The organism is Saprospiraceae bacterium (assembly GCA_016710235.1).
Taxonomy (GTDB): domain Bacteria; phylum Bacteroidota; class Bacteroidia; order Chitinophagales; family Saprospiraceae; genus Vicinibacter.
Genome location: JADJLG010000001.1, coordinates 1,957,897 through 1,980,816 on the forward strand (window position 1 = coordinate 1,957,897; position 22,920 = coordinate 1,980,816).

At 38.7% G+C, this 22,920-nt stretch carries 20 protein-coding genes; 4 read left to right on the forward strand and 16 right to left on the reverse strand.

Annotated elements, in window-relative coordinates; all coding sequences use genetic code 11:
• The first annotated feature begins 90 nt into the window (after positions 1-90).
• The 3 genes from IPI99_07995 to IPI99_08005 all read left to right on the forward strand — a co-directional run bounded on the left by IPI99_07995 (position 91) and on the right by IPI99_08005 (position 4,164).
• Complete coding sequence (locus IPI99_07995; protein MBK7340454.1) at positions 91-642, forward strand: RNA polymerase sigma factor; 552 nt, start codon at positions 91-93, stop codon at positions 640-642.
• Entirely contained in the window at positions 632-2,197 is a 1,566-nt protein-coding gene (locus IPI99_08000; GenBank protein ID MBK7340455.1) for a hypothetical protein, read from the forward strand. The genes IPI99_07995 and IPI99_08000 overlap by 11 nt, the downstream gene beginning before the upstream one ends.
• A 479-nt stretch (positions 2,198-2,676) precedes the next feature.
• Entirely contained in the window at positions 2,677-4,164 is a 1,488-nt protein-coding gene (locus IPI99_08005) for a hypothetical protein (protein MBK7340456.1), read from the forward strand.
• 31 nt (positions 4,165-4,195) lie between these two features.
• On the opposite strand, the gene IPI99_08010 is transcribed toward IPI99_08005, so the two are convergent.
• From IPI99_08010 to trxA, 6 genes are read right to left on the reverse strand one after another with little or no spacing between them, the layout of a single operon-like run.
• Positions 4,196-4,426 carry a hypothetical protein gene (locus IPI99_08010; protein MBK7340457.1) on the reverse strand — a complete coding sequence of 77 codons (231 nt, stop codon included), beginning with the start codon at positions 4,424-4,426 and terminating at the stop codon, positions 4,196-4,198.
• 9 nt (positions 4,427-4,435) lie between these two features.
• A complete protein-coding gene (locus IPI99_08015; protein ID MBK7340458.1) occupies positions 4,436-5,062 on the reverse strand; it encodes a sigma-70 family RNA polymerase sigma factor in 627 nt (208 codons plus the stop codon).
• A gap of 41 nt (positions 5,063-5,103) precedes the next feature.
• Entirely contained in the window at positions 5,104-5,508 is a 405-nt protein-coding gene (locus tag IPI99_08020; protein ID MBK7340459.1) for an RNA-binding S4 domain-containing protein, read from the reverse strand.
• Positions 5,501-6,247, reverse strand: a complete 747-nt coding sequence (locus IPI99_08025) for a polyphosphate kinase (protein ID MBK7340460.1) — start codon at positions 6,245-6,247, stop codon at positions 5,501-5,503. The genes IPI99_08020 and IPI99_08025 overlap by 8 nt, the downstream gene beginning before the upstream one ends.
• A gap of 12 nt (positions 6,248-6,259) precedes the next feature.
• Positions 6,260-7,189, reverse strand: a complete 930-nt coding sequence (locus IPI99_08030; protein MBK7340461.1) for a DUF58 domain-containing protein — start codon at positions 7,187-7,189, stop codon at positions 6,260-6,262.
• Positions 7,190-7,243: 54 nt separating this feature from the next.
• Positions 7,244-7,561, reverse strand: coding sequence for a thioredoxin (trxA, locus tag IPI99_08035; protein MBK7340462.1), 318 nt, complete (start codon positions 7,559-7,561; stop codon positions 7,244-7,246).
• A 155-nt stretch (positions 7,562-7,716) separates the two neighbouring features.
• Between trxA and IPI99_08040 the strand changes: the two genes are divergently transcribed.
• Complete coding sequence (locus IPI99_08040) at positions 7,717-8,790, forward strand: DUF3810 family protein (protein ID MBK7340463.1); 1,074 nt, start codon at positions 7,717-7,719, stop codon at positions 8,788-8,790.
• Positions 8,791-8,883: 93 nt separating this feature from the next.
• On the opposite strand, the gene IPI99_08045 is transcribed toward IPI99_08040, so the two are convergent.
• The 10 genes from IPI99_08045 to IPI99_08090 form a co-directional block, all read right to left on the reverse strand.
• The gene (locus IPI99_08045; protein MBK7340464.1) at positions 8,884-9,135 is read right to left on the reverse strand and encodes a DNA-binding protein; all 252 of its coding nucleotides are present in this window, start codon (positions 9,133-9,135) and stop codon (positions 8,884-8,886) included.
• A gap of 236 nt (positions 9,136-9,371) precedes the next feature.
• A complete protein-coding gene (gene ald, locus IPI99_08050; GenBank protein ID MBK7340465.1) occupies positions 9,372-10,487 on the reverse strand; it encodes an alanine dehydrogenase in 1,116 nt (371 codons plus the stop codon).
• A 342-nt stretch (positions 10,488-10,829) separates the two neighbouring features.
• The gene (locus IPI99_08055; GenBank protein ID MBK7340466.1) at positions 10,830-11,267 is read right to left on the reverse strand and encodes a hypothetical protein; all 438 of its coding nucleotides are present in this window, start codon (positions 11,265-11,267) and stop codon (positions 10,830-10,832) included.
• A 39-nt stretch (positions 11,268-11,306) separates the two neighbouring features.
• A complete protein-coding gene (locus IPI99_08060) occupies positions 11,307-13,373 on the reverse strand; it encodes a S46 family peptidase (GenBank protein ID MBK7340467.1) in 2,067 nt (688 codons plus the stop codon).
• Positions 13,374-13,472: 99 nt separating this feature from the next.
• Complete coding sequence (locus tag IPI99_08065) at positions 13,473-15,359, reverse strand: M1 family metallopeptidase (protein MBK7340468.1); 1,887 nt, start codon at positions 15,357-15,359, stop codon at positions 13,473-13,475.
• A gap of 19 nt (positions 15,360-15,378) precedes the next feature.
• Entirely contained in the window at positions 15,379-15,837 is a 459-nt protein-coding gene (locus IPI99_08070) for a DUF1569 domain-containing protein (protein ID MBK7340469.1), read from the reverse strand.
• 28 nt (positions 15,838-15,865) lie between these two features.
• Positions 15,866-17,314, reverse strand: coding sequence for a hypothetical protein (locus IPI99_08075; GenBank protein ID MBK7340470.1), 1,449 nt, complete (start codon positions 17,312-17,314; stop codon positions 15,866-15,868).
• A gap of 5 nt (positions 17,315-17,319) precedes the next feature.
• Positions 17,320-18,579, reverse strand: coding sequence for a TolC family protein (locus tag IPI99_08080; GenBank protein ID MBK7340471.1), 1,260 nt, complete (start codon positions 18,577-18,579; stop codon positions 17,320-17,322).
• 31 nt (positions 18,580-18,610) lie between these two features.
• Complete coding sequence (locus IPI99_08085; protein ID MBK7340472.1) at positions 18,611-21,679, reverse strand: efflux RND transporter permease subunit; 3,069 nt, start codon at positions 21,677-21,679, stop codon at positions 18,611-18,613.
• Positions 21,676-22,737 (reverse strand): efflux RND transporter periplasmic adaptor subunit, encoded by a 1,062-nt coding sequence (locus IPI99_08090; protein ID MBK7340473.1) that lies wholly within the window; start codon positions 22,735-22,737, stop codon positions 21,676-21,678. Before IPI99_08090 ends, IPI99_08085 begins: the two co-directional genes overlap by 4 nt.
• Positions 22,738-22,920 lie beyond the last annotated feature (183 nt).

Here is a 22,920-nt window from a genome sequence, read left to right on the forward strand (position 1 = left end):
GCTGTTTTTTATTGTGACAGATGCTGGAATTTGAAGGCAGCGTTTTGGCTTTATTTGGCGTTATAAGTGATAGAAAAGCAGAAATATTTTATGGATATTTCCATTTCAATACGATCCAATGAACAAGAAGTGGTACAGGCATGTATCAGAAATGAAAACTGGGCTCAAAAACTAGTTTACGAAGAGTATCACGAACAGATGTTGTGTCTTTGTATGCGATATTCTTCCAGCCATGAGGACGCATTGGATATTTTGCATGACGGTTTTCTAAAAGTTTTTCAACATATACCTAAGTACGAGATTGGAACCATGCTTTCTGCCTGGATTAGAAGAATTATGGTGAATACGGCGATAGATTTTTATCGCCGAGAAAGCAGAAGGTCAACCACTGATCTCGATGAAGCTCGTACGGTGTGGGTGGATGGACAAAACGTCATCGGAGAGTTGAATGCAGAGGACGTTATGAAAGCTATTCAGATGTTAAGCCCAATTTATCGGTCAATTTTCAATCTCTATGTGATGGAAGGATATTCACATAAGGAAATTGCCGATACTCTACATATCTCTGAAGGAACCTCCAGGTCAAATCTTGTTAAAGCTCGTCAGAAACTAAAAGAAATGTTGATGCACTATGAGAGATAAAGAATTTGACCAATTTTTGCGTAAGAAACTTGCCGAATTTCAAACTGTTGAAAGTAAGGATCCTACCTGGACTCGGCTGGAAGAGAGTTTGAAAGAAGACAAGAAGTTTGATAACAGTATACGTCACAAGCTAAGAGGTATACATACTGGTTCGAAGTTTGCTACCTGGGAGTATTTTGAGAACAAAAGACGTCTTGCTCATAGACGCAAAATGCAGATCATCTATGCTCGCACAATTGAATCCGTCTTACTGCTGATGTTAATTTGGACTGCAAATCGAATATTGGTTCCCGCTGTACTCCATAAAAACGATTTTAGTCAGCACAATACCTTCAAAAAAATTCAAAAAACAGCCGACGATTACAAATTTGTAAAAACATTATTCACAGGTCAAACAGAGATCATTACTCAAGGCCAATCGATAATTCAACAATTAGCCTATCAATCCACCAATAATATTGATCATACAAATTCAAATAAACTAAATGAGAACAGTACACAAGATATATCACCTAATCAGGTCCCTGTCACACAATATGAGAAGGTTAATAACGCCTTGAGTCACTACCATGTATTGAGTCGAATTCATGCGGTGGTTATTCCAAATCAAAAAGAAGAATCTTCTACTAGTACTTCTGAGCAAATAATAGAAAGAAGATCTTCTTTTGATCTGGTAGATCGCAATCAAACCACGACACCAAATATTGGAGATGAAAAGGATCTCAGTATGGAAGATCACCCCAAAAAAATAGAATTGATTCAGGTATTGCCAAGCATAATCCAAAGAGAACTTGCCTCTCAGAGAAAAGAAATGCCGAATGTAGAACAATCCACCCCTCCCGAGTTGAGAATTGCTGACAGACAAGAAAAACATAGAATTGTTGCTCCGGTACAGTTTTCTGTAAGTCAAGGTGTTCGTTTTATCAGGACAAGCTCGGTTGCATTGCACGCAGAGGAATTTCAATCTCCTAGGGTAGAAACGGCGCCTTACTCAGAATTCGGACTCGCTTTTGTCAATGGAAACTTCCACCTGAGAACGGGTGTTGGGTATTGCCATTTCAAATCTTATCCTGATATCCATCTGCTATACACCAGTGATGATTATGTACACAAATTGAGCTACCTCAAGTCAGAATTTCATTTGGTCAATATTCCAATTGCCATAGACCGATATTGGAAGCTTTCAGAAGTTTTAGCTGTATTTGGAGGGGCAGGGATGGATCTAAATATTGCAGTCAACAATTCATTTGAGGAGAAAGACACGATTCTGCGAAAATCCGGAATTCTACCTTTAAGCAATATTCCAGATCAAGCAAAGGTAAGTGAAAAGGCTTTTAATCAAGGTATAGCTGCCGGAGAAGATATTTCTAATAATGCTTTTGTGACAATTGGTTTTAATCTTGGTGTGGAATACAAAATCAACCAAAGACTGAATCTAAACTTTCAAGCACAGTACAAGCACATGGTGAATCCACAATCTTTTGGACCACATCAGGATCGATACCAAATGGTAAACTTGATGGTGGGTCTAAACTATAATCTGCATAGCAAATAAAGTTTTGGATTTTAAATTGAAATGTTTTTTAATCGTGTTTTTCCCATTAAGTATTTTTATTTTTTTAATATAAATTCATGTGTTGTATAAATGCTTGTCGCCCAGTCGTATGAAGAGTGCAGTTTAAAAAGATATATCAAACATTATAAAAAAATTCATTTTCTACAAACTTGGCAAGGTTTCTGCATATGTTTATCTGTCCAGTAAAACGGACAACGTACTCAAGAAATTCTGTACGAACAATTTCTGAGGTCGGTTCGCTGGGGGGTATGAGCCGATCTCTTTTTTTTTGTCCAAAAATGAACACGGCCATAGACATCTTTCCCAATATTTCTACTCGTTCTGATGATGAAAACAATAGTTTATTTGTTTTTGATACTTAGGCAATAGAGACAGATAATTGTCAGTTAAGAATAGACAGATTTTCCATGAAGTCCAATCTGTTTGATTTTTATTTCATAAAAGTACATTTCCTTCATATGAATATTCCTAAAAGCAAGAATTTTTGGATTTTACAAGGATCTAATGCCCAGAATAAATTATGGATTTTATTTTGTTTGATATTCTTTGCAGGAAAAATTGTCTTTACCTTTTTTCAGCATAAGGCCAGCATATTAGATGGCGATATGCCCGGTGGTATTCTGCCTTCAAGTGAGTTGGATATGTTATGGGCAAATCCATTGGGCATTTCTACAATCTTAAGTGATACTACTTATGCCAATCCAAATCGCTTTTTCAGCCACTGGACTTTTTATCATTATTTTAATCTGGTACCAGCTAAGCTGCAATTATGGTTTGAACCTATAGATAGTGTTTACATTTCTTGTGCGCTTATCAAGACATTCGCTCAGATATGTCTGATTATATTGTTGAGTATAGCTGTTTGTAGTCAATTCAAATCCAGCAAGAGTTTCTTGCTGATTGCGGCAATGATCATCACACCTTTGTTTCAAACCAATGGATTTCAGTCCAGGATGGGTATTATAGATCCGTCTGTTAGCTATTTATTCTTTTATGGGATGCCAATCATTTTTGTGATCCTGTACTTTATTCCGGCATTCTTATCTTGGCAAAACAGAAACGTATTTAGGCCCGACAGATACGTGATTTTATATTTATTTGTTGTAGCACTTATTTCTGCATTCAGTGGACCTCTAAATTCCGGAGTGGCGCTGATTTTAAGTTTACTTATATTGTGCTTTGACATTGAATCCGTTAAGCTAGTTGGAAAAAATAGTTTGTCTCAAAAGTGGCAAAGTATAACTCAAATCTTTTACAGGAATTACTGGTTGTTACCGATCGTTTTATTGTCGGCATACTCATTGTTATTGGGAACACATAATTCGATTAATGCAGCAAATCCACATCATTTATGGGATTTATATAAGCAGTTGCCTCAGGGATTGTTCTACCTTTTGACTGAGAAAATCGCCTGGCCTGTTTTGATTTTTTCAATCATAGTGTTTTATTTATTTGTACACCCAAATGTTGGAGAAGATCAAAGATTGAAATTAAGACTTACCGTCAAATTCATACTGGCATTTTCTATCTTTTATTTACTGTTACTTCCACTAGGTGGATTTCGTCCTTATAGACCTCATATCATACGATATGATACTTTTCTTCCTATCACCCTTGCTTCTATCTACTTGCTTAGCATGTTGGCTTATCATGCATTATTTATTCATCATTCCAGATATACTAATCTGATTCGAATGTATGTGTTGGGTATTGTTTTATTTTTTACGATTAGCGATGCAAAGATTACTCAACAGAATAAGTGTCAAAGGATGATGCTTAGCAAATTGAGAGAAACTCGATCTCCGGTTGTCCAACTCAGCCAGGAGTGCACCATTTTGAGCTGGAACCAAATTCAAAATGCCACAGAATCTCTTTCTCAAGCAAGATTGATAAACAGATGGGGAATTACTGACAGCCTTAGATTATTTGAGCAAGTCAGAAATTAAGTTATATACTAAAAATCAGTAAGGTAAAATTTTACTTTCCCAGAGAATTTTTAATTCTGGCGATAAGTCCCGGAGAAACAGGGTGTCTTTGGACTCTTTCCTTCAATTTTTCGCGGATGTTTTTTTCGCGATTAAACTGAGCCATGCCCTCAGGATTTTGGGCAATTCTTTGTATTAGATCTTTTTGATCATCTTCATTTAGACTTCGATCTAAATACATGTTAATTTTCTGACTGAGTTCATTGGAAGTAAAATTGTCCATATGTATTTTTTAATTGTCGTCGTTCATATTTTTTTGATTTTTGTCACCCCTGTAATCTTTATAACCTAAAGACTTGGCATAATCCTCCAATTTTTCTTTGAGCATATTTCTGGCTCTAAACAATCTTGACCGAACCGTACCAACAGGGATGTCAATAATTTTTGCAATCTCTTCGTAACTGAATCCTTCAATATCACACAAGAGGATCACTGTTTTGAAATCCACCGGCATGGAATTGAGAGCAGCTTCCACCTCATCTCCCATCATATTGTCGAAAATCTCCTCTCTCAGATCTACATAGCTTGAGATATGCGTCTGATCATCACCGTCCTGATAGGCAGAAGACTCTTCATAATCAACTTGCATCGGCCGCTTATTTTTTTTGCGGTAGTTGTTGATGTATGCGTTCTTCAATATTTTAAACAACCAAGCCTTCGCATTAGTTCCCTCCTCGAATTTATCGATAAAGCGGAAAGCCTTCATGTATGTTTCTTGCACTAAATCAGCAGCATCATCTTCATTATAAGTCAAATGAAAGGCAAAAGTATTGAGTGCTTCTGCATGGGGCAGGAACTCTTGTTCAAAGCGGAGGTGGTCTGCTGGTGGAGCCTTTTTCAAAGATTTTGAGATTTTAATGCAAAGAAATGATATTTCTAGCAATATATCGCTTTTCGGCTTCAGATATCATCCCAATCGAAAAAGTCTAGTTTGTACTCTTCCAAATCTCGGCGTTCTTTCTTAGTAGGTCTGCCGGTTCCTTTGTCACGGATTTCGGCTTTATTTTTACCGATATAAAAACTATTGAATTTTTGTAATTCATCTTCGGATGTCTGATTTTCATAAGCAAGTATAGCCTCAGGAGCAGAGACTCTTTTGCTGATGGGTTTGATGACTTTGAATAGAAAGCTGAATCCGTTTTTGCGCACCTCGAGTACTTGGCCTGACTGAACCAAGTAAGATGGTTTTATTTCTGAATTTCCAATGCTGATCTTTCCTGCTTTGCAAGCGTCTGTAGAGGCAGTTCTGGACTTGTAAATCCTGACGGCCCACAGCCACTTGTCCACACGTATCTTTTCAGACATTCTTGAGCGTAGGATATTTGGGTTTTAGGCTTTTTAATGCATCGCGGACAATGAGGGCCACGCAATAATTGCGATACCATCTCTGGTCGGATGGAATAATATGCCAAGGATATTTACTTCCGTTGAAGGCTGCTTCATAGGCTTTCATATATTGATCCCACAATTTACTCTCCTCGAAATCGGCGGCATTATACTTCCATTGTTTTTCCGGATGCGTTTTACGTTCTTCGAGTTTTTCCAATTGTTTTTCGTGTGAAAGATGGAGATAAAATTTGAGTATAGTAGTGTTGTTATCCTGTACGAGCAAATGCTCAAATTGGTTGATGGACTCCAATCTGTTTTTTGCCTTTTTGTCATCAATCCATTTATGTACTTTTTGGATTAATATATCTTCATAATGTGATCTGATGAATAATTTTATCTGTCCTTTGGCCGGAACGACTTTATGGACTCTCCAAAGAAAATCGTGGGCAAATTCCTCTTCGCTAGGTTTTTTAAATGGATGTGCATCTACCACAAGTGGAGGACAATATTTGAATACCGTTTTAGCTACACCATCTTTTCCACTGGCGTCCATACCTTGAAGGACGATTAAAATATTGTTTCTCTTTTCAGCATATAGTTTTTCGGAGAGCTCACCTATTTCCTTAGTGAGTTCTTTCAGTTTTTCCTTGTACTCTGATTTGTCTATTTTTTTTTGGGCTTTCGAAGAAATTTTGGAGAGGTTAATCTTTGCCATTTGAATGATATTTTATTGTAGCATTTTTTTTCTTTTCAAAAAGAAACTTTGTAAAATGTAATCATATCCCAAATTGATATCCGCTTCTATATATTCGATGCGATGTTGGATGCTTCGGGCATGAATATTTTGTCGGAATTCACTCATTTGTTTTTTGTACGCTTCTCTGATTTGATGAGCCTGGAGTCTTACTTTCTCACCTGTCTCTATATCTACAAACAAATAAGGCCGATTTTCAAATTCAAACTCGAGTTCAAATTTGTGATCCATCACATGGAATAATATGACCTCGTGTTTATTGTGTTTGAGGTGATTAACAGCTGAAAAAAGATCATCCAATTTGGAAGTATCTTCAAAAAGGTCACTGAAAATAATAATCAATGATCTGCGATGGATCTGTTCTGCAACTTCATGCAGAGTTTGAATTGCATTTGTGCCGCGATTTGATTCGGATATTTGCATCACTCTGTCAAGGTGAGAGAGCAGTAACTTGTAATGAGTGGTATTGGATTTGACAGGAGTATGGACACGTATCTGGTCATCAAAAAGAGTCAGACCGAAAGCATCGCGTTGTCGCTTCAGCACATTCATGATACAGGCAGCTCCGAGGGCTGAAAATTTAAACTTATTTAATATTAAACCACCCGAAAGTTGTTCTTCAGGAAAAAACATGGAAGAAGACATATCTACTACTATCTGACATCTCAGATTGGTTTCTTCTTCATATTTCTTAGAAAATAATTTTTCACTCCTGGCAAATACTTTCCAATCAATGTCTTTAGTAGATTCTCCCTGATTGTACAATCTGTGTTCTGCAAACTCTACACTAAACCCATGAAATGGTGATTTGTGCAATCCAATGATAAATCCTTCCACGACCTGTTCGGCCAATAGTTCCAGATGGTTGAATGCTTGTACCGGATATGAATCAAAAAAACTCATTCATTGGAGTGATTTCTGTCTTGCTGACAAAAAATCTACACAAGATGGAAAGTCTTAAATTAAAGCTTCAATCTTCGCTTTCAAAGTTGCTTTGGTGGCTGTACCTACGTGTTTCTCTACTACTTTTCCATCTTTCAAAAATAATATTGTAGGGATACCACGAACGCCGTACTGGGTAGTAACTTGTGGATTATGGTCCACATTTAGTTTACCTATTTTTACATTGCCGGAGTACTCTTTGGACAGCTCGTCGATCACAGGAGAAACGAGTCTGCATGGTCCGCACCATTCTGCCCAAAAATCTACTACTGCGATATTACCTTCTTGAAGGGCTTCTGTCTCAAAATTTTGATCAGTAAATTCAAATGCCATTTTTCAAATCTTTTTGAATCTAAGTAACGCCGAATCGCTATTTTTAGTTCAAGCAAAAACCCAGCTCTGAAGTAAGCTTATATCTTAATCAACAAAATTGTTGAGACTTTCACCTTTGAGATGGTTACTTTGCAGGATTGAATTCAAATTTTGACGTGATCTCAACAAGAAAACTCGTATATTTCAGTGTAGTATTCTTTGGCCTCTTCCTCATGGGCTTGTCTTCAGCGTTGCTGTTCGGCCCCGGTTTTTCTGATCTGTTCTACCCACATTTTGTTTATCCCGCTTTTAGGCAGTTTTGGTGGATTGTCAGTTTGGGTAATCGAGTGGGCATGATCTATGTTTGGATCGTGACACTCATATTATGGCTGTTTTTTAGACTCAGAAGAGTGTGGAAACTTGGCACAGGTTGGATAGGATTCGCTGCCGAGATAACTGCATTAGCAGTATTGCATTTCTCCTGGTTTTATCTTTCGTGGGGTTTTCTTTATTTGCAAAAACCAATGCGGGATCGTCTCGAGTTGAATAAGCCGGTAAGCAGGGACGAATACTTAAATGAATTGTATGCCACTACAGATCGATTGATCAGTATCCGCAAGCGATTGGCTAATTCTAACGACGAACTGGTCAATCTTCATTTGACCGAAAATGAAATCATCCAGCTTGGTGGTAGAGTTCATCAATGTATGCTCAAGTTGGGATTGAAGGGAGTCGATGTGGGAATTGTAAAATCTGTTCATCCAGCAGGGACATTATTGGTTTGGGCTGCATCAGGAGTTTATTGGCCGTTTGCAGGACAAGGATATTATGATCCGGGTATAGATATTGTCCAACAAGCATTTACTGTAGCACATGAATACGGACATGTTTTCGGATGGACAGACGAGGGAGAATGCAATTTAATAGCCTACTTAGCCTTGCAGAACAGTGATAATAACTTATGGGAGTACAATGCGGAATATACGCTGTGGAGGTATTTTGTGAGTGGACTATCCAAAAATGATGATGATATTTATAGAGAAATAATCGATTGTCTGCCGGAGGAAATTCGAAGAGATCAAGAGCGAGTTAAACATAAACTAGATGCTTTTCCGGAGATATTTAGCACATTCAGGGCATGGTTTTATGATTTTTATCTGAAGACCAATCAAGTCCAGGGAGCGTCCCGGAGCTACCACCAGATGGTCTATTGGAAAATAAATATGGACAAGCGAAAGGAGCCTTTATAGGTAAAAAAATAGCTTCCAAGAGGAAGCTATTTAAATTAATTTTAGGTAAGGTAATATTTTAGACTCTCTTTGGAGAGAAAAATATTTCAATTTTTAATTGGCGCTTTCATTGATGATTTTTTTTGCAAGGTTTATAATCGCTTCATTGTCTATTTGAACGATTCCCCCGTTAGGACCGGGTTGTATATGGTTGCCGGAATTGGCCAAGTGATGTGCTCCAAAGTAGTTTCTTACAGTCTCTTCATCTAAATTTAATTCATCTGCTATTCGCTTAATGCCGCCGTGCGGCAATTTGTGTTTAATTTCTCTCAACTCGTCAAATGAAATATACATAATCTTTTGCATTTAAATAGGTTAGTAATAAAATGACCCATCAATATAGGACGATATCAAATGCTGTGCAAGAAAAAATTATTTTTTTTCGGATGAAAATTTAAAGCCAGACAGCTTCCCATTTTTTTGCTTGATTCCAAAGATTATAATAATATAGTCTTCCAAGTTCAATCCCTGTCTTCAAGATGTAGTAAAATTTTGATCAACTCGGTTTCAAATCCTAATATCATACACGATTACAAGCACCATTAAGACAAAATATCTTCAACCGGCTTGTAAGGAAGATTGAAAGCTTTCGCCACGCCACCGTAAACAACATCACCGCGAACGATGTTGAGCCCAAGTTGAAGTGCTTTATTGTCCGAACAAGCTTGGCGCCATCCTTTGTCCGCAAGCTGAATCGCATAAGGAAGTGTAGCATTGGTAAGAGCTACAGTTGATGTATAAGGTACGGCTCCGGGCATATTTGCCACACAATAATGTACAACTCCGTCGACGAGGTAAATTGGATCGTCGTGTGTGGTCGGTTTGCTTGTCTCAATGCATCCTCCCTGATCAATTGCCACATCCACTAGTACTGTACCCGGCTGCATAGTCGAGAGCATGTCTCTGGTCACCAAACTTGGAGCCTTTGCACCGGGGATAAGGACAGCTCCTATGATCAGATCGTGTGTCTGGACCAGATTCCTAATGGTAAGTTCGTTTGAAAACATAGTGGTCACGTTTGGAGGCATGACATCAGCGAGATAGCGAAGTCGTGGAAGGCTGACATCCAGGAGCGTAACTTGCGCCCCTAGTCCTGCAGCCATTTTTGCAGATTGGGTACCGACGATTCCGCCACCTAAAACCAAAACTTTGGCTGGAGGTACTCCCGGAACACCACCCAAAAGAATTCCTTTTCCTTTTTGAGGTTTTTCTAGAAATTTTGCTCCTTCCTGCACTGCCATACGCCCTGCGACTTCAGACATCGGAATGAGCAAAGGCAAGCTTCTATCTGCCAGCTCAACAGTCTCGTAAGCAAGACAAATTGCTTTACTGTTGATCATAGCATTGGTCAATGGCTCATAAGAGGCAAAGTGAAAATATGTGAAGAGGAGTTGATTCGCTTTAATCAGGGGATATTCTGAAGCAATTGGTTCTTTTACTTTTATGATCATCTCCGCCTTGGCATATATTTCTTCTATGGTGGAGAGAATAGTAGCTCCGGCTGAGCGGTATGCGTCATCAGAAAAACCACTACCTATACCGGCTGTGCTCTGTACAAACACTTGGTGATTTCTTTTGGTGAGTTCCAGCGCGCCTGCAGGTGTGAGGGCAACTCGATTTTCGCTACTTTTGATTTCTTTTGGGACACCGATAATCATGGATTCTATTTTAGGGCAAAAGTACAAACTAAACTCAATGCGTATGTCCCTAAAAAAAGATAGCCCGTATACTTTATACGGGCAAATCTTCATTTAATAACCAAAACTCAAAACTCAACCACTATTATTCAAGAACCATGCCAAAAACCGAGCGGTCTTTTTAGGTTCTGATAAGCATTTAACAATCTGCTCTATAATAAAATTCAGATATTGCATCTTGTGATATCTAACTGTAAGACAGTCAATTAATTAAGTTGAATTTAAGTTATAGAATTCAAAATAAAATAAAAAAGGCCTTGTAGATGATACAAGGCCTTATACTTAGGGAATACTTTTCAGTTTTTAATGCTCCAGAAGCTTAAATTTTGAAGGATCATTGACCTTGAAAAGATAAGATCTGGTGCAGGTTTCATGAACGTACTGATCAAAACCTTCAACAATTCCTGTAGCAACCAAACGTTTGTATTTTTCGTTTCTGGCATCAGAATAAACGGCACTGGGCACTGCTTCTGTAAAATCGATGCGCAGCGTATAATCGTAATTGTCCGGATCTCTGACAAAAATGGCTGAAGAACTGATCAAAACATTGTTGTCACCCAATGTCATTTCAATTGTCCTTTCCTCACCTTCGCAAGGCATTTTTTTACCACAGGGGCCTGCACAATCACCAGAAGCAATCATTCCTTTCAACCCGTGGATCGTTTTTGCTTTTGGCGAACAGCTTGAACCTATGAATACAACAAGACTCAGCAAGGAAATGGCGAATTGTATTTGTTTCATTATCTATTAAGATTGATATATGTAATATTAATAATTTGCTTACTTCCCGGAAAGTTCACCGGCCAGTCTCTCAGCGCGATAGATGTACTTCAATGCCGCATAAATACCACCTGCGTGTACAGAAACAGAGCGATTGCTCGATTCATCAAAAATGAAGTTGCCTGGGAGAGATTCGATATTGCCATCAAAAATCAAACCGACGGCTTCTTTATTTTTATTGATGATAGCACTTCCAGAATTGCCGCCAATGATGTCGTTTGTCGAAACAAAGTTCATCGGTGCTTTGAGCAATTCTACAGGAGGATTTTGCCATCTTGCAGGAAGAGCGAAAGGGTATTTTCCGTCGAAAGAAGTATTTCTGTCGTAAAGTCCGTAATACGAAGTTTTGTATGGAGCGGTAGTTCCGTTATAATCATACGCTTTTACAAGACCATCTGCCAATCTCAATGTAAAAGTCGCATCTGGTGGTAAATTATTGCCTTTTACTTTGAAAACATGGTTAGCAATCTTTGCTTCCAAAGCACGTCTGCGGGCAAGGGTAGACTGGAATGCATTGACGGCTTCATTAAATTTTGGTACTATTTGCCTGGAGACATCAAGTAAAGGGTCATTGTATTTCTTGAATTTGTCTGCCGGCTTTTCCAAAATTTTGCTCAACTCCTTGGTGCTGGTAAAATCTGTCTTGTCCAATATTTTTTCCACTCTGGCCATTGGCGATTTTCCATCTAACACTTTATCGACATACTTGAATTCCGGATGCTCGAAATCTTTAAGCTCTTGCAAATACAAGGCAAAAAGTTCTTTTTCTTTTGGTTCGTTCAATTTGGCAGAAAGGTTTGTAATGTCTTTTCTAAGTTTTTCAATATTCGGTCCATTGTTGGGTTTTTCCATTGCAGCTTCGTATTGACCCAAAACATGGATCAACTTTGCTCCAGCGCCTTTGATATCACTAGGTGAAGCTAAAGTAACGGTAGAGCCATATTTTCGAAGGCCATCTACTATTTTGCCGAGCTCATTCCAAGGGTCTTCACCTTTTAGTTTGGTTTTAGAGCGAATTTCGTCTTCAGTAGCCTTTTTTCTGGTCATCAAAGCAGGAGTTTTTAACCCACCCAATATGCCTGTAAATGCTTTCATACTATTGGAAAGTCCAAAGATGTCGTTGAGAAGATCGACGTTTGGATTTTTTTCATATTCTTTAAGCATCATATTGTGTCTGCTGGTCAACATGGCAATTTGAGCAGGGAAACGAATGTCTCTATCATATTCCAGTTGTTTATAAGTACGATAACGCTCTGTATTGCCCGGATTTCCCACTACAAATACGGGTTCGCCTTCTTTCGCGCCTTCAATGTTAAATTTAAAATAATGGTCTGATGTGTTTAAAGGATTTCCATTTTCATCATAAGCTCTCCAAAAAGTGCAGTCTAGATCATAGCGCGGATAGGTGAAGTTGTCAGGTGCTCCACCGAAGAATCCAAGATCTGTTTCAGGGATGAAAACGAGGCGGATGTCGTTGTATTTTTTGTATCCATACATACTGAATTTTCCACCACTGTAGTAAGTAACTGTTTGCAATCGGAGCCCTTTCCAACCGTCTTTCATTGAATATTCCCGGGAGATCTGGGCCAATGCACTATCTCTGTAAACAGCCCTTTCATTGTCATCTTTTGCTTTGTCCATTTGGCTTAGCACTTTGTCGGATATATCGTCTACCATGATCAATTGTTCAACGAACAGTCCTTCTGATTTTCTCTCGTCCGCGAGAGTGGCAGCATAAAAACCGTTCTTCTCAAAATCTTCGCCCTCTTTTTGTAAAGCCGGAGCGACATCTCGGGAGCAGTGGTGATTCGTCATGATCAATCCGTTAGGAGATACAAATGAGGCACTACACCATGAAGCAAACCTTAATGCTGACTTGCGTACATCTGAGTACCAATCATCAGGTGGAGTAAATCCGTAAGCTTCTTTGAACCATTCTTTTGGTGGATTTTCAAAAGTCCACATCTTGCCGTAATCAAATCTTTGCGGTTTGGACAGGTCTTGTTGTGCCTGAACTTGGACTAAAGTACATAGCCCGACGATAATGACTAAAAGTTGTTTTTGCATGAAATAATATTTGTATTGTTTTGCGCGGCAAATATATGGCAAAAACCCTTGCAAATGCGATAATTCAGGGCTTTGCCTGCTGCCGGATTTCGATTTTCGTTACTTCGCTTCTTCAAAAGCTTCTTCGATGGATCTTCTGGTTATGGGATGATAGCTTGATTTTGCTTGAGCATAAAGCTCCTCGGCTTCTTTTCTGAATCCTACTTTGATCATATTCTCATAAATAGGAAGTACGAATTTGCGTCTTCCTGTGTGGAGCAAAAATTCAGTTGCAGATGGGATAATATTTTTTCTGTATCCGGATTCAAGACCAAATTGAATCCATGCAAAGCGAATTTCGGCATTTGCAGTTTTTGAGAATGAATAGCTCTCGTCAATGAGTTTGATGCTGTCGGACATCATCGTGACCGGCAACTGTCGGATAAAATGCAACCATTCGTGGGTGGACCAATTTGTTGTCATCGCTTTGGATGGATTTTGACCAGACTTCCATTTGTCTGCAAAGATGTCTACCGCTTTGAACCGATTGACCTGGTAAGAAGGCATAAATGCTGGCATACCGGTTCCGTACAACCAACTATCGACGTCATGGATAGCACTGCTGTCATTATTTAAAAGATGAACGGATAGAAAATCTCTAAATTTTTCGGTTGTCATAGATGAAAACTCAAACTGGTGAAAATAAGTCTTCAGGAAAGTATCAAACGCCGGTCTTCCATATTTCTCTTCGAGATATCTCAAAAAGATTTTGCCTTTTTCGTAAGCGATATCGGAAAGTCCATCTTCAGGATTGGAATAATTTCCTTTAAGTTTGGTCAATGGGTTGTCAGTGCCATAATCTACCAGAGTTTTTTGAAGGTCTTGATAACCCAGTAAACTCAACATATCTGCATATTCTTTGCCGTAAAGTTGTTCCATGATACGACTTTCAAAATATGTGGTAAATCCTTCGTTGAGCCAGAAGTCATTCCAGGTAGAATTGGTTACAAGATTGCCTGACCAGGAATGCGCAAGCTCATGAGCCAAAAGACTTGTGAGGGAGCGATCTCCTACCAGAATGGTTGGAGTAGCAAAAGTCAACATAGGATTTTCCATGCCTCCAAACGGAAAACTTGATGGAAGGACGATCACATCATACCTTCCCCAAGGGTAGTGGCCATATAGTTCTTCTGCAGTAATCAGCATTTTTTCAAGATCAGCAAATTCATAGTGAGCTCTTTCCAAAACTCCGGGTTCCGCATATACTCCTGTCCTTGGTCCTATCGGTTTGAATGCAAAATCTCCGGCAGCAAGAGCCATGAGATAAGCCGGGATGGGGATATCCATTTTGAATTGGTAAATCCCAGAACTTTGTTTCTCAGTTGGATTCCTTGCACTCATGGCAGCCATCATTCCCACAGGTACTTCTACAGTGGCATCATAAGTAAAACGGATGCCTGGACCGTCTTGGCAAGGGACCCAGCTGCGTGCGAAAATAGATTGGCTCTGAGTGAAGAAAAAGGGTAGTTTTTTACTGGCAGTCAACTCCGGATCCATCCACTGTAGCGCCAATGCTTCGGGTGAAGTTTTGTAATATACTGTCACTAAATCTGTTTGTTTGTCAACAGGTATAATCATTGGTTGTCCAAGGATGCTGTCAGTAATTCCGTTGGCAAATTTTGCAGTGTTCTTTTGACCTCCTGCACTGACAAATACTGAATCAATCTGTAGACCGAGATTATCTAAAATAAACTCGTTTCCATGTGGTAAGCTTAAAGTAAAATCAACTCTGCCTTCAATTATTTTTTTCTCAAAATTCAATTTCAGATTCAGATTAAGGTGCTTTGCCGCAGTTATATCAGGTCTGCTAAAGCTATGAGGATCCGGTCTTTGACCTAAAGCTTGTGGTGAATAATCTTTGCCGGGTTTGCATTCAAAAAAAAGGAAAGTTACGATCAATAAATAGAAAGTAATTTTCAAAATGAGGCCAAATCTGTTTATAAACATGGATGTGAGTTTCTGAAAATTAAACGCCAAATTGTGTGAGATGATGGTCAAGATGTTTAGCAAACATATTGTTCCACTCATTAGAATTGAGTTTGCCAAAAGAATGTGATTCTTTGCCATCAAAATAAGATTCTCCAAGCTCTTGTATGCGGCGGAGATAATTGATCAATCTTGTTTTTTCTGCTGCCAGATTGTATTCACCGGTTTTCAGAAAAGCTGGTGATGTTTTGAGGTTTTTTTTGTAAGGTGCTGTTCCTGTAACCGTTTTTTTAACGATTGTTTTTAGCAGGAGCTGCATCAACAAACCAGGCTTGGGGTGAATATTTTCATATACCAGTTCATAAGTGACACAGCAATGAGCGATCATTTGGGCAGCATTCATTTTTCCCCATTGAGGGTTTGTAGTGTCTTGAATTTTTTGAATTCTTGAGATAAATTGTTCAGTAACTTCAGAAGAAAAAATATTTGGAATTGGCATGTTGTTTTAAATTGTTCCGCAAATGTAATTAGTTTTTGAAGATAATACCTGTTTGAGCTGAAGAGACATAATAGTATAGTCCAGTTGGAAAGTCTGCCAAGTGGATGATTTCAGAATTTTTATCCTTAAAGATTTTTTTAAGAATAGCATGCCCCTGGAAATCTGAGATCAGCAATAGCTCACCACTTTTATCCGGAGTAAAACTCCATTCATTACCCACGAGCAAGATTCCTGATTTTTTTTGAAAGTAGGGATGGTCTAGAATTTTTGAAGGGAAGGACATTTCGTAAGCACCAATATCAGGTTTTGTGTCCATTCTTCTACTAGTATAATTGGTGTCTGGAATGAAGGAATGATCTGGTCGTAAATAGTATGAGCCAATTGAATCCAAAATGATTATACCCTGATCTATGAGAGGAGAGTTTTGAGTAAGATTGTAATCTCCATTAGCCACATCGCGAAACTGAGCATCATTCAAATTTGCAAATATTCTGTTGGCTGCTGTATCCAACATTGAAATGCTACCATTGATCAAACCACCTGTAATTGTGCCACCGAAAAAATTATTTTTTGCGAATAATTTTTCAGTACCATTTGCTACTTGAATAAAGTTGCCCTTATTTTTTTTATTGATCAATGTGTTGTTTACCAAATACACTTGATGGGGTGCCTTGTTATTGAGTCCTTCTAATCCGTAACCGAACAGATTGTTGTTGGCAGAAAAATTTCCCTGTTCTATAATGTTTCCGATAAAAATTGATATGCCTCCATTTGGTAAGTCAATATTTCTGCTGTCATTGGATGCAATATTTCCTATATAATTGTAAGCTACAAAATTGAATTTTGCCCTTGATTTTAATTCATGACCCTCTGCATTTGCATCAATGGTAGTTGAATATTTTAAACTGAAAGTATCGATATGTCCCACGTAAATATTGTGCTGGTAGCCTGGATTCATTTCGCTCCCATTTTGTTTAAAATAACATTGCTCCATATGGACTGAACAAGAATCAATGGCGCCACACAGAAAGCCCATTTCATTGTCAGAAAAAATGCATTGTCGTATCATTATATTTTTACCTTCTAATCTGATTCCTGCTCCATTATGGTCAACTACTTTACAATTTTGGAAATGTAATGATTGGATGATGCAATGATTGCCTGCAATCACAAAAATTCCTTTGCCATTGCTCTGATCTGTTGCAATTTTGTTTCCAGCCCTTAAAACAGGAAAACCTGATGTTGATTTGATCAATAATCTATTTTGTCTCCATACGACTTGTGGCACATCCTCATACAAGGCTGAATCAATGGATATTGTATCACCTGAATTGACTTGAGCTTGAATGGTCCACCAGTTTTTTTCTGGCCGGGTTGGACCGACATACCATATTCTGGCATTCGTTTCAGAAAGGAAAAAAAGTGAGCAGATTAAATAGAAATGAATTCTGGTATGAAAACGTTGATTTGAATGCATATATTTTACAATGGTAAATCTGCTAATCTTCGGATTTTAATTTCTGACATTTTAGCAGCATAGTTGAGTTGAATCGATTGGAGCATTGCATTCTCATACGTTTGTTGTGCAAGATTGAGGTCGAGAATTGTTGATTGGTTTAACTGAAACTTCGTCAACATGATTTCAATCAGTCTGGATGCTTTTTCCAGCGTTAAATTTTGTTCATCACACTGCTTGAGTAAATTATCATGTCTTTCCATTTCAGTTGCAAGCTGTGAAAGTAACTGGATGTACAATAGATTTTTTTGAAACTCCAGATTTTCGGATTGCAAAGCAGCAATTTTACTTTGATTTTTCCAAACTCCTCCGTTGTAAATCGGTATATTCATACTGAGTCCGATAGCAGGTCCATAATTTTGGTTCACCAGATTAAATCCTGCCGAATTTTGAATTCTATTGAAATTGTAACTTCCATTTAATCTTATTGCAGGATATTTTGAAGCCTCAATTTCTTTTTGTATTTTGCGTTGGATGAGGATAGAGGACTCAGCAATATTCAAAAGACTTGTGGAATTTAGCTTGGCTTCAAGATCTGAATAAGCTGGTAACCTTTGATGAGCTAAAGTATCAGTAAGATTATAAACTTTTGAGGGATGTTCCGCCATGACCATCAATAGTTCTTTTTTTGCGGTGGCAATATTTGTATTCTGTAGATCAATAATGGTTTTCAGGTTGTTCCATTCAATTTGTACCTGAAGTAAATCTGCCTCGTTGGCATATCCTGCATTTATTCTTGCTTGTATTAAATCTTTTTTTCTGGTGGCTAAATTTAAATTTTTAGTGTACTGATTTTGAAGTTCTTCCGCCTCCAGGACTTTGTAATATGCAGCATTCACATTTGCCCTTAATTCTAAGATTTCGTCTTCCAAAATAAGTTTATTTTGCTTGACCAATTCTTCAAATTTAGCTTTACTCGCTCGCACTTTGAATCCATTAAATACCAAAATACCTGCATTCAGGTTTGAATTAAAACTATTTCCTGTCGCATTTTTTTGATTGATGGTCACTCCACTGCTCAATTCTTGCTGAATATTATTCAGTGTAAAATTTTGATTAACATTTCCAGTAATTAAAGGTAAACCACCTGCATTTCCATAAGTATTGCTGAGTTCTGCAATCTCTACTTGGTTTGAAAGAATTTTTACCTGAAAATTATTTTCAATCGCTTTATTTACTGCATCATTCAAACTCAGGTTTTGAGCATACATGAAGCAGGAACTCATTATGAGGGAAACAGCCGGGAGAAGCATAGATTTAAAAGTCATCTGTGTGCTTGTGTTTTGGTGATGACATGAGGAGATACATCGACGGGATAACGTATAATGTCAGAAGCAATGAAAATAAAATTCCACCTACGATAACCACACCTAATGGAACCCGGCTAGTAGCAGCTGCTCCCAAGCTTAGGGCAATCGGTAAAGCACCAAGCGATGTCGCCAAACTGGTCATGAGTATAGGTCGCAGCCTGGAGGTCGCTGCGGTAATGGTTGCTTCCAATTTTTGAATTCCTTGTTCGCGCTTTTGATTTGCAAATTCCACAATCAGAATTCCATTTTTGGTAACCAATCCTATCAGGGTAATCATACCTATTTGTGAAAAAATATTGAGCGTTTGTCCAAATAATTTTAAACTGAGCAATGCACCGGCCAATGCCAGTGGCACCGTGATCATAATGATAAATGGATCTCTGAAACTTTCAAATTGTGCAGCAAGAATTAAGTATATCAACATTAAGGCTAGGACGAATGCTACAAGGGTATTCGAAGAGCTTTCTTCAAAATCCCTTGAGGGACCGCTGAGGGATGTTTGAAAACTGTCGTCTAACAACTGGCTCGCAATCTCTCGCATAGCTTTAACTCCATCACCTATAGTTTTGCCGTCAGCTAAACTTGCAGATATCGTAGCAGCATTGTATCTGTTAAACTGAAATAATGTAGGAGGACTGGCAGAATTGCGCATTTGTATGACTGCGGAGAGAGGTATATTTTCTCCTCTTTGATTGCGCACGTATAACTTGAGAATATCTTCCGGTTTTTGTCGATCAGACAGGTCGACTTGACTGATGACCTGATACTGATTACCTTTTGAAATATAATACGCTAGTCTTCTGCCACTGAACGCACTTTGGATAACATCGGAAATATCTTGGACAGTCAGCCCAAGATTGCGCGCTTTGAGCCTGTCAAATGTAATTTCTGTTTCCGGTTTATTGAATTTCAAATTCACATCTACATTCTGAAAAATTTTGTCCGCTCTTGCCCTTTCTACAAATTCCGGGATAATATTTTTTAATTTTTCAAAATCCAAGTTCTGGAGTACAAATTGGATGGGCAATGCACCTCTGCTTGCCAGACCAACAGAAATAGTTTGCTCCTCTATTGCAAAAATCCTCGCAGCATTATATCTGGATAACTTTTTGGAGACCATTTTTGCAATATCACTTTGAGTCATATCTCTTTCCTGTGGAGCCGTGAGCCCAATGCGACCCATACCGCTGTTGACCCCGGTACTATTAAATCCAGGAATTGATAAAAATGAAAATGTACGGTGAGGAACGGAATCAATCAAGAAATTTTCGACCTCATTGCCTACTCTTCTCATGTATTCAAAGCTTGCACCTTCCGGTCCTGACATCTGTAGACGCATCGTGCTACGATCTTCCATAGGAGCTAGTTCACTTTGAATACTTGTACCGATCCAAAAAATCAATCCAATACATGCCAGGATAATAGCAATAGATATAAATTTCCATTTTACAAAAGTCTGCAAGCTATTTTTATAAGCACTCTCCATTTTTCTAAAAAAGGGTTCTGTTCTCTCATAGAATTTTCCATGTCCTCTGTTGTCTCTAGTCAATAACACATTCAAGACCGGTGTGATAGTGAGTGATACAAATGCTGAAATTAATACTGCCGAAGCAACCACAACTGCAAATTCGCGAAATAGACTTCCAACAAATCCTTCTAAAAAAAGGAGCGGCAAAAAAACCACAGAAAGCGTAAGTGAGGTTGAAATGATAGCAAAAATGATTTCGCGACTACCTTCCAATGCAGCTTTTTTGATAGGCATTCCTTGTTCCAGTTTTTTAAATATATTTTCGGTTACAACGATACCGTCGTCCACTACCAAACCGGTGGCCAACACGATACCCAGCAAGGTGAGGATATTGATAGAGAAGCCTGCAAAATACATGATCGAAAAAGTGGCTATCAATGATATCGGAATATCGATAAGTGGCCGAATTGCTATTTTCCAATTTCTGAAAAAAAACAGGATAACCAATATCACCAAACTCAATGAAATAACCAGAGTCTCCTTCACCTCATTGAGTGATTTTTTGATATTGGTAGTGTTGTCAATGAGTTTAGTAAAAATGAGGTCACTGGTTTTTTGATCGTTTGTAATCTCTTGCAGCCGCTTGTCGAATTCTTCTGATATTTTTACATAGTTTGCTCCCGGTTGAGGTACTACAGCCAGACCAACTGCAGTAACGCCATTGAGCTTCCAGGTGCGTTCCAGATTTTCGGGTGCAATTTCAACGCGTGCTACATCACCTAGTCTTACTATTCCGGCTTCATTTGATCTTATCACCATATCCCTGAAATCCTGTTCTGATTGTAACCTGCCTACAGTACGGATAGTCAATTCAGTCTGATTTCCATAAATTTTTCCTGAAGGAATCTCAATATTTTCCTTTTGTAATACTGAAGTTATATCGTTGAATGCAATCTGGTAAGCGTTCATCTTGTCAGGATTGACCCACAATCGCATTGAAGGTCTGAGCTGCCCTATGATGTTGATGGCACTAACTTCAGGGATAGTTTGAAATTTATTTTGGAGCACGTTCTCAGCATAGTCGCTTAGCTCAACCAAACTTTTGTTTGGGCTTTGGATAGCCATGATGATGATAAAGTCGCTGTTGGCATCTGACTTAGCCACCACAGGTGGTGCGTCAATATCCTGTGGTAAAAATCGAATGGCCTGACTTACTTTTTCACGCACGTCGTTTGCTGCGGATTCTAGATCTGTACTGAGGTCAAATTCTACGGTGATATTGCTGTTGCCTACCGAACTTGTAGAGGTGAGTGCCCGTATCCCCGGGATACCATTTATTGTCTTTTCAAGTGGTTCAGTGATCTGACTTTTGATTATTTCAGCATTGGCTCCGGCATAATTCGTCCTGACATTAACAGTCGGAGGATCGATTGCCGGATATTCTCTAACTCCAAGTCTCATGAATCCTATCACTCCAAACAGGACCAACAAGATATTCATCACCGTGGCTAATACGGGCCTTTTAAGTGCGAGTTCTGATAAATTCATTCCTTGTTGGTGTTCAAATTCATAAAATCATCCAGACTTTTTACTTGTCTCACAGTAAGCTGCGATTTTGGCCTAACAAACAAAACACCCGTTACTACAATGCTGTCACCCCGGTTTATCCCTTTTGTAACTTCTACAAAATCTGCTGTCCTGTAACCCGTTTCTATATTTGACATCATCCCTTTGCCATTTTTAACCAATACCACCTGACTGGCGACGGCATCAGGAATCACTGCTTGAGTAGGCACTAGAATTCCTTGCTTTTTTTCTTGAAGAACAATTTTGACAAAGCTTCCTGCAGTGAGCCCAAATTGGCTGAGCTCGGCCCTGACGGTTGCATTCCTCGTATTGAGGTTGATCTGTCCATCAATGGCGATTACTTTTGCTGTCAAAGATTTTTCATTTTCGGAGGTGTAGACTTGTACCTGACTCCCTTTTTTGATTTTGGGCAGAATGTGTTCAGGAACGACAAAGTCAATTTTTACTTTGTTTTTTGAATGAATCGTGCCAATGGTCTGAGACGGAGTAATGTAAGCTCCATTGCTGACCTGTCGCAGGCCCAACACACCGTCAAATGGTGCTCTGATCTCTGTCTTGGCGATCTGCGCTTCCAAAACTTCCAGACTGGATTCAAGACTTTTGAGCTGACTCCACGCCTGATCATAATCTGCCTGATTGACGCCTTTGATTTCCAGTAATTTGCCCAAACGCTCTACTGTCTTTGCGGATAGTTCTTTCTGAACCTGTGCTTGTTTCCTCTGCGCCAACAGTTCAGAGTTATTTATCCGAAGTAAGAGAGTGCCTTTCGATACAGCTGCTCCATCGGGAAAATTTAAATAGATGATTCGGCCACTCACCTCACTGTGGAGGTCAGCACTTTCTTGTGACAATACAGTTCCATTGAATTCAGAAGCAGTAGGCAATGGAGAGATCGAAGCTACCACAATGTCCACCGGTACCGGATTAGATTGTTTAGAAATCGGAGCTTCAATTTTTTTATTCTTACAGGAAGCCAAAAGTCCTATGGAAATCAGGCATAGTGCTATGCCCCTCGTCATGAACAGTGTAAAATTGGGATTTCGAGGTAGCAACATGGCTTTCGTGTTTAATCTGGATAATATAAAGGGATGAAATGGTTTTTGGTTGATCAGAAACACATTTTTCCACTGTTGAAAGTGGGATCAGCAATAGAGCGTACGATGAGGAAAAATGATTCTGATGGAAAAAATATTGGAACTGGA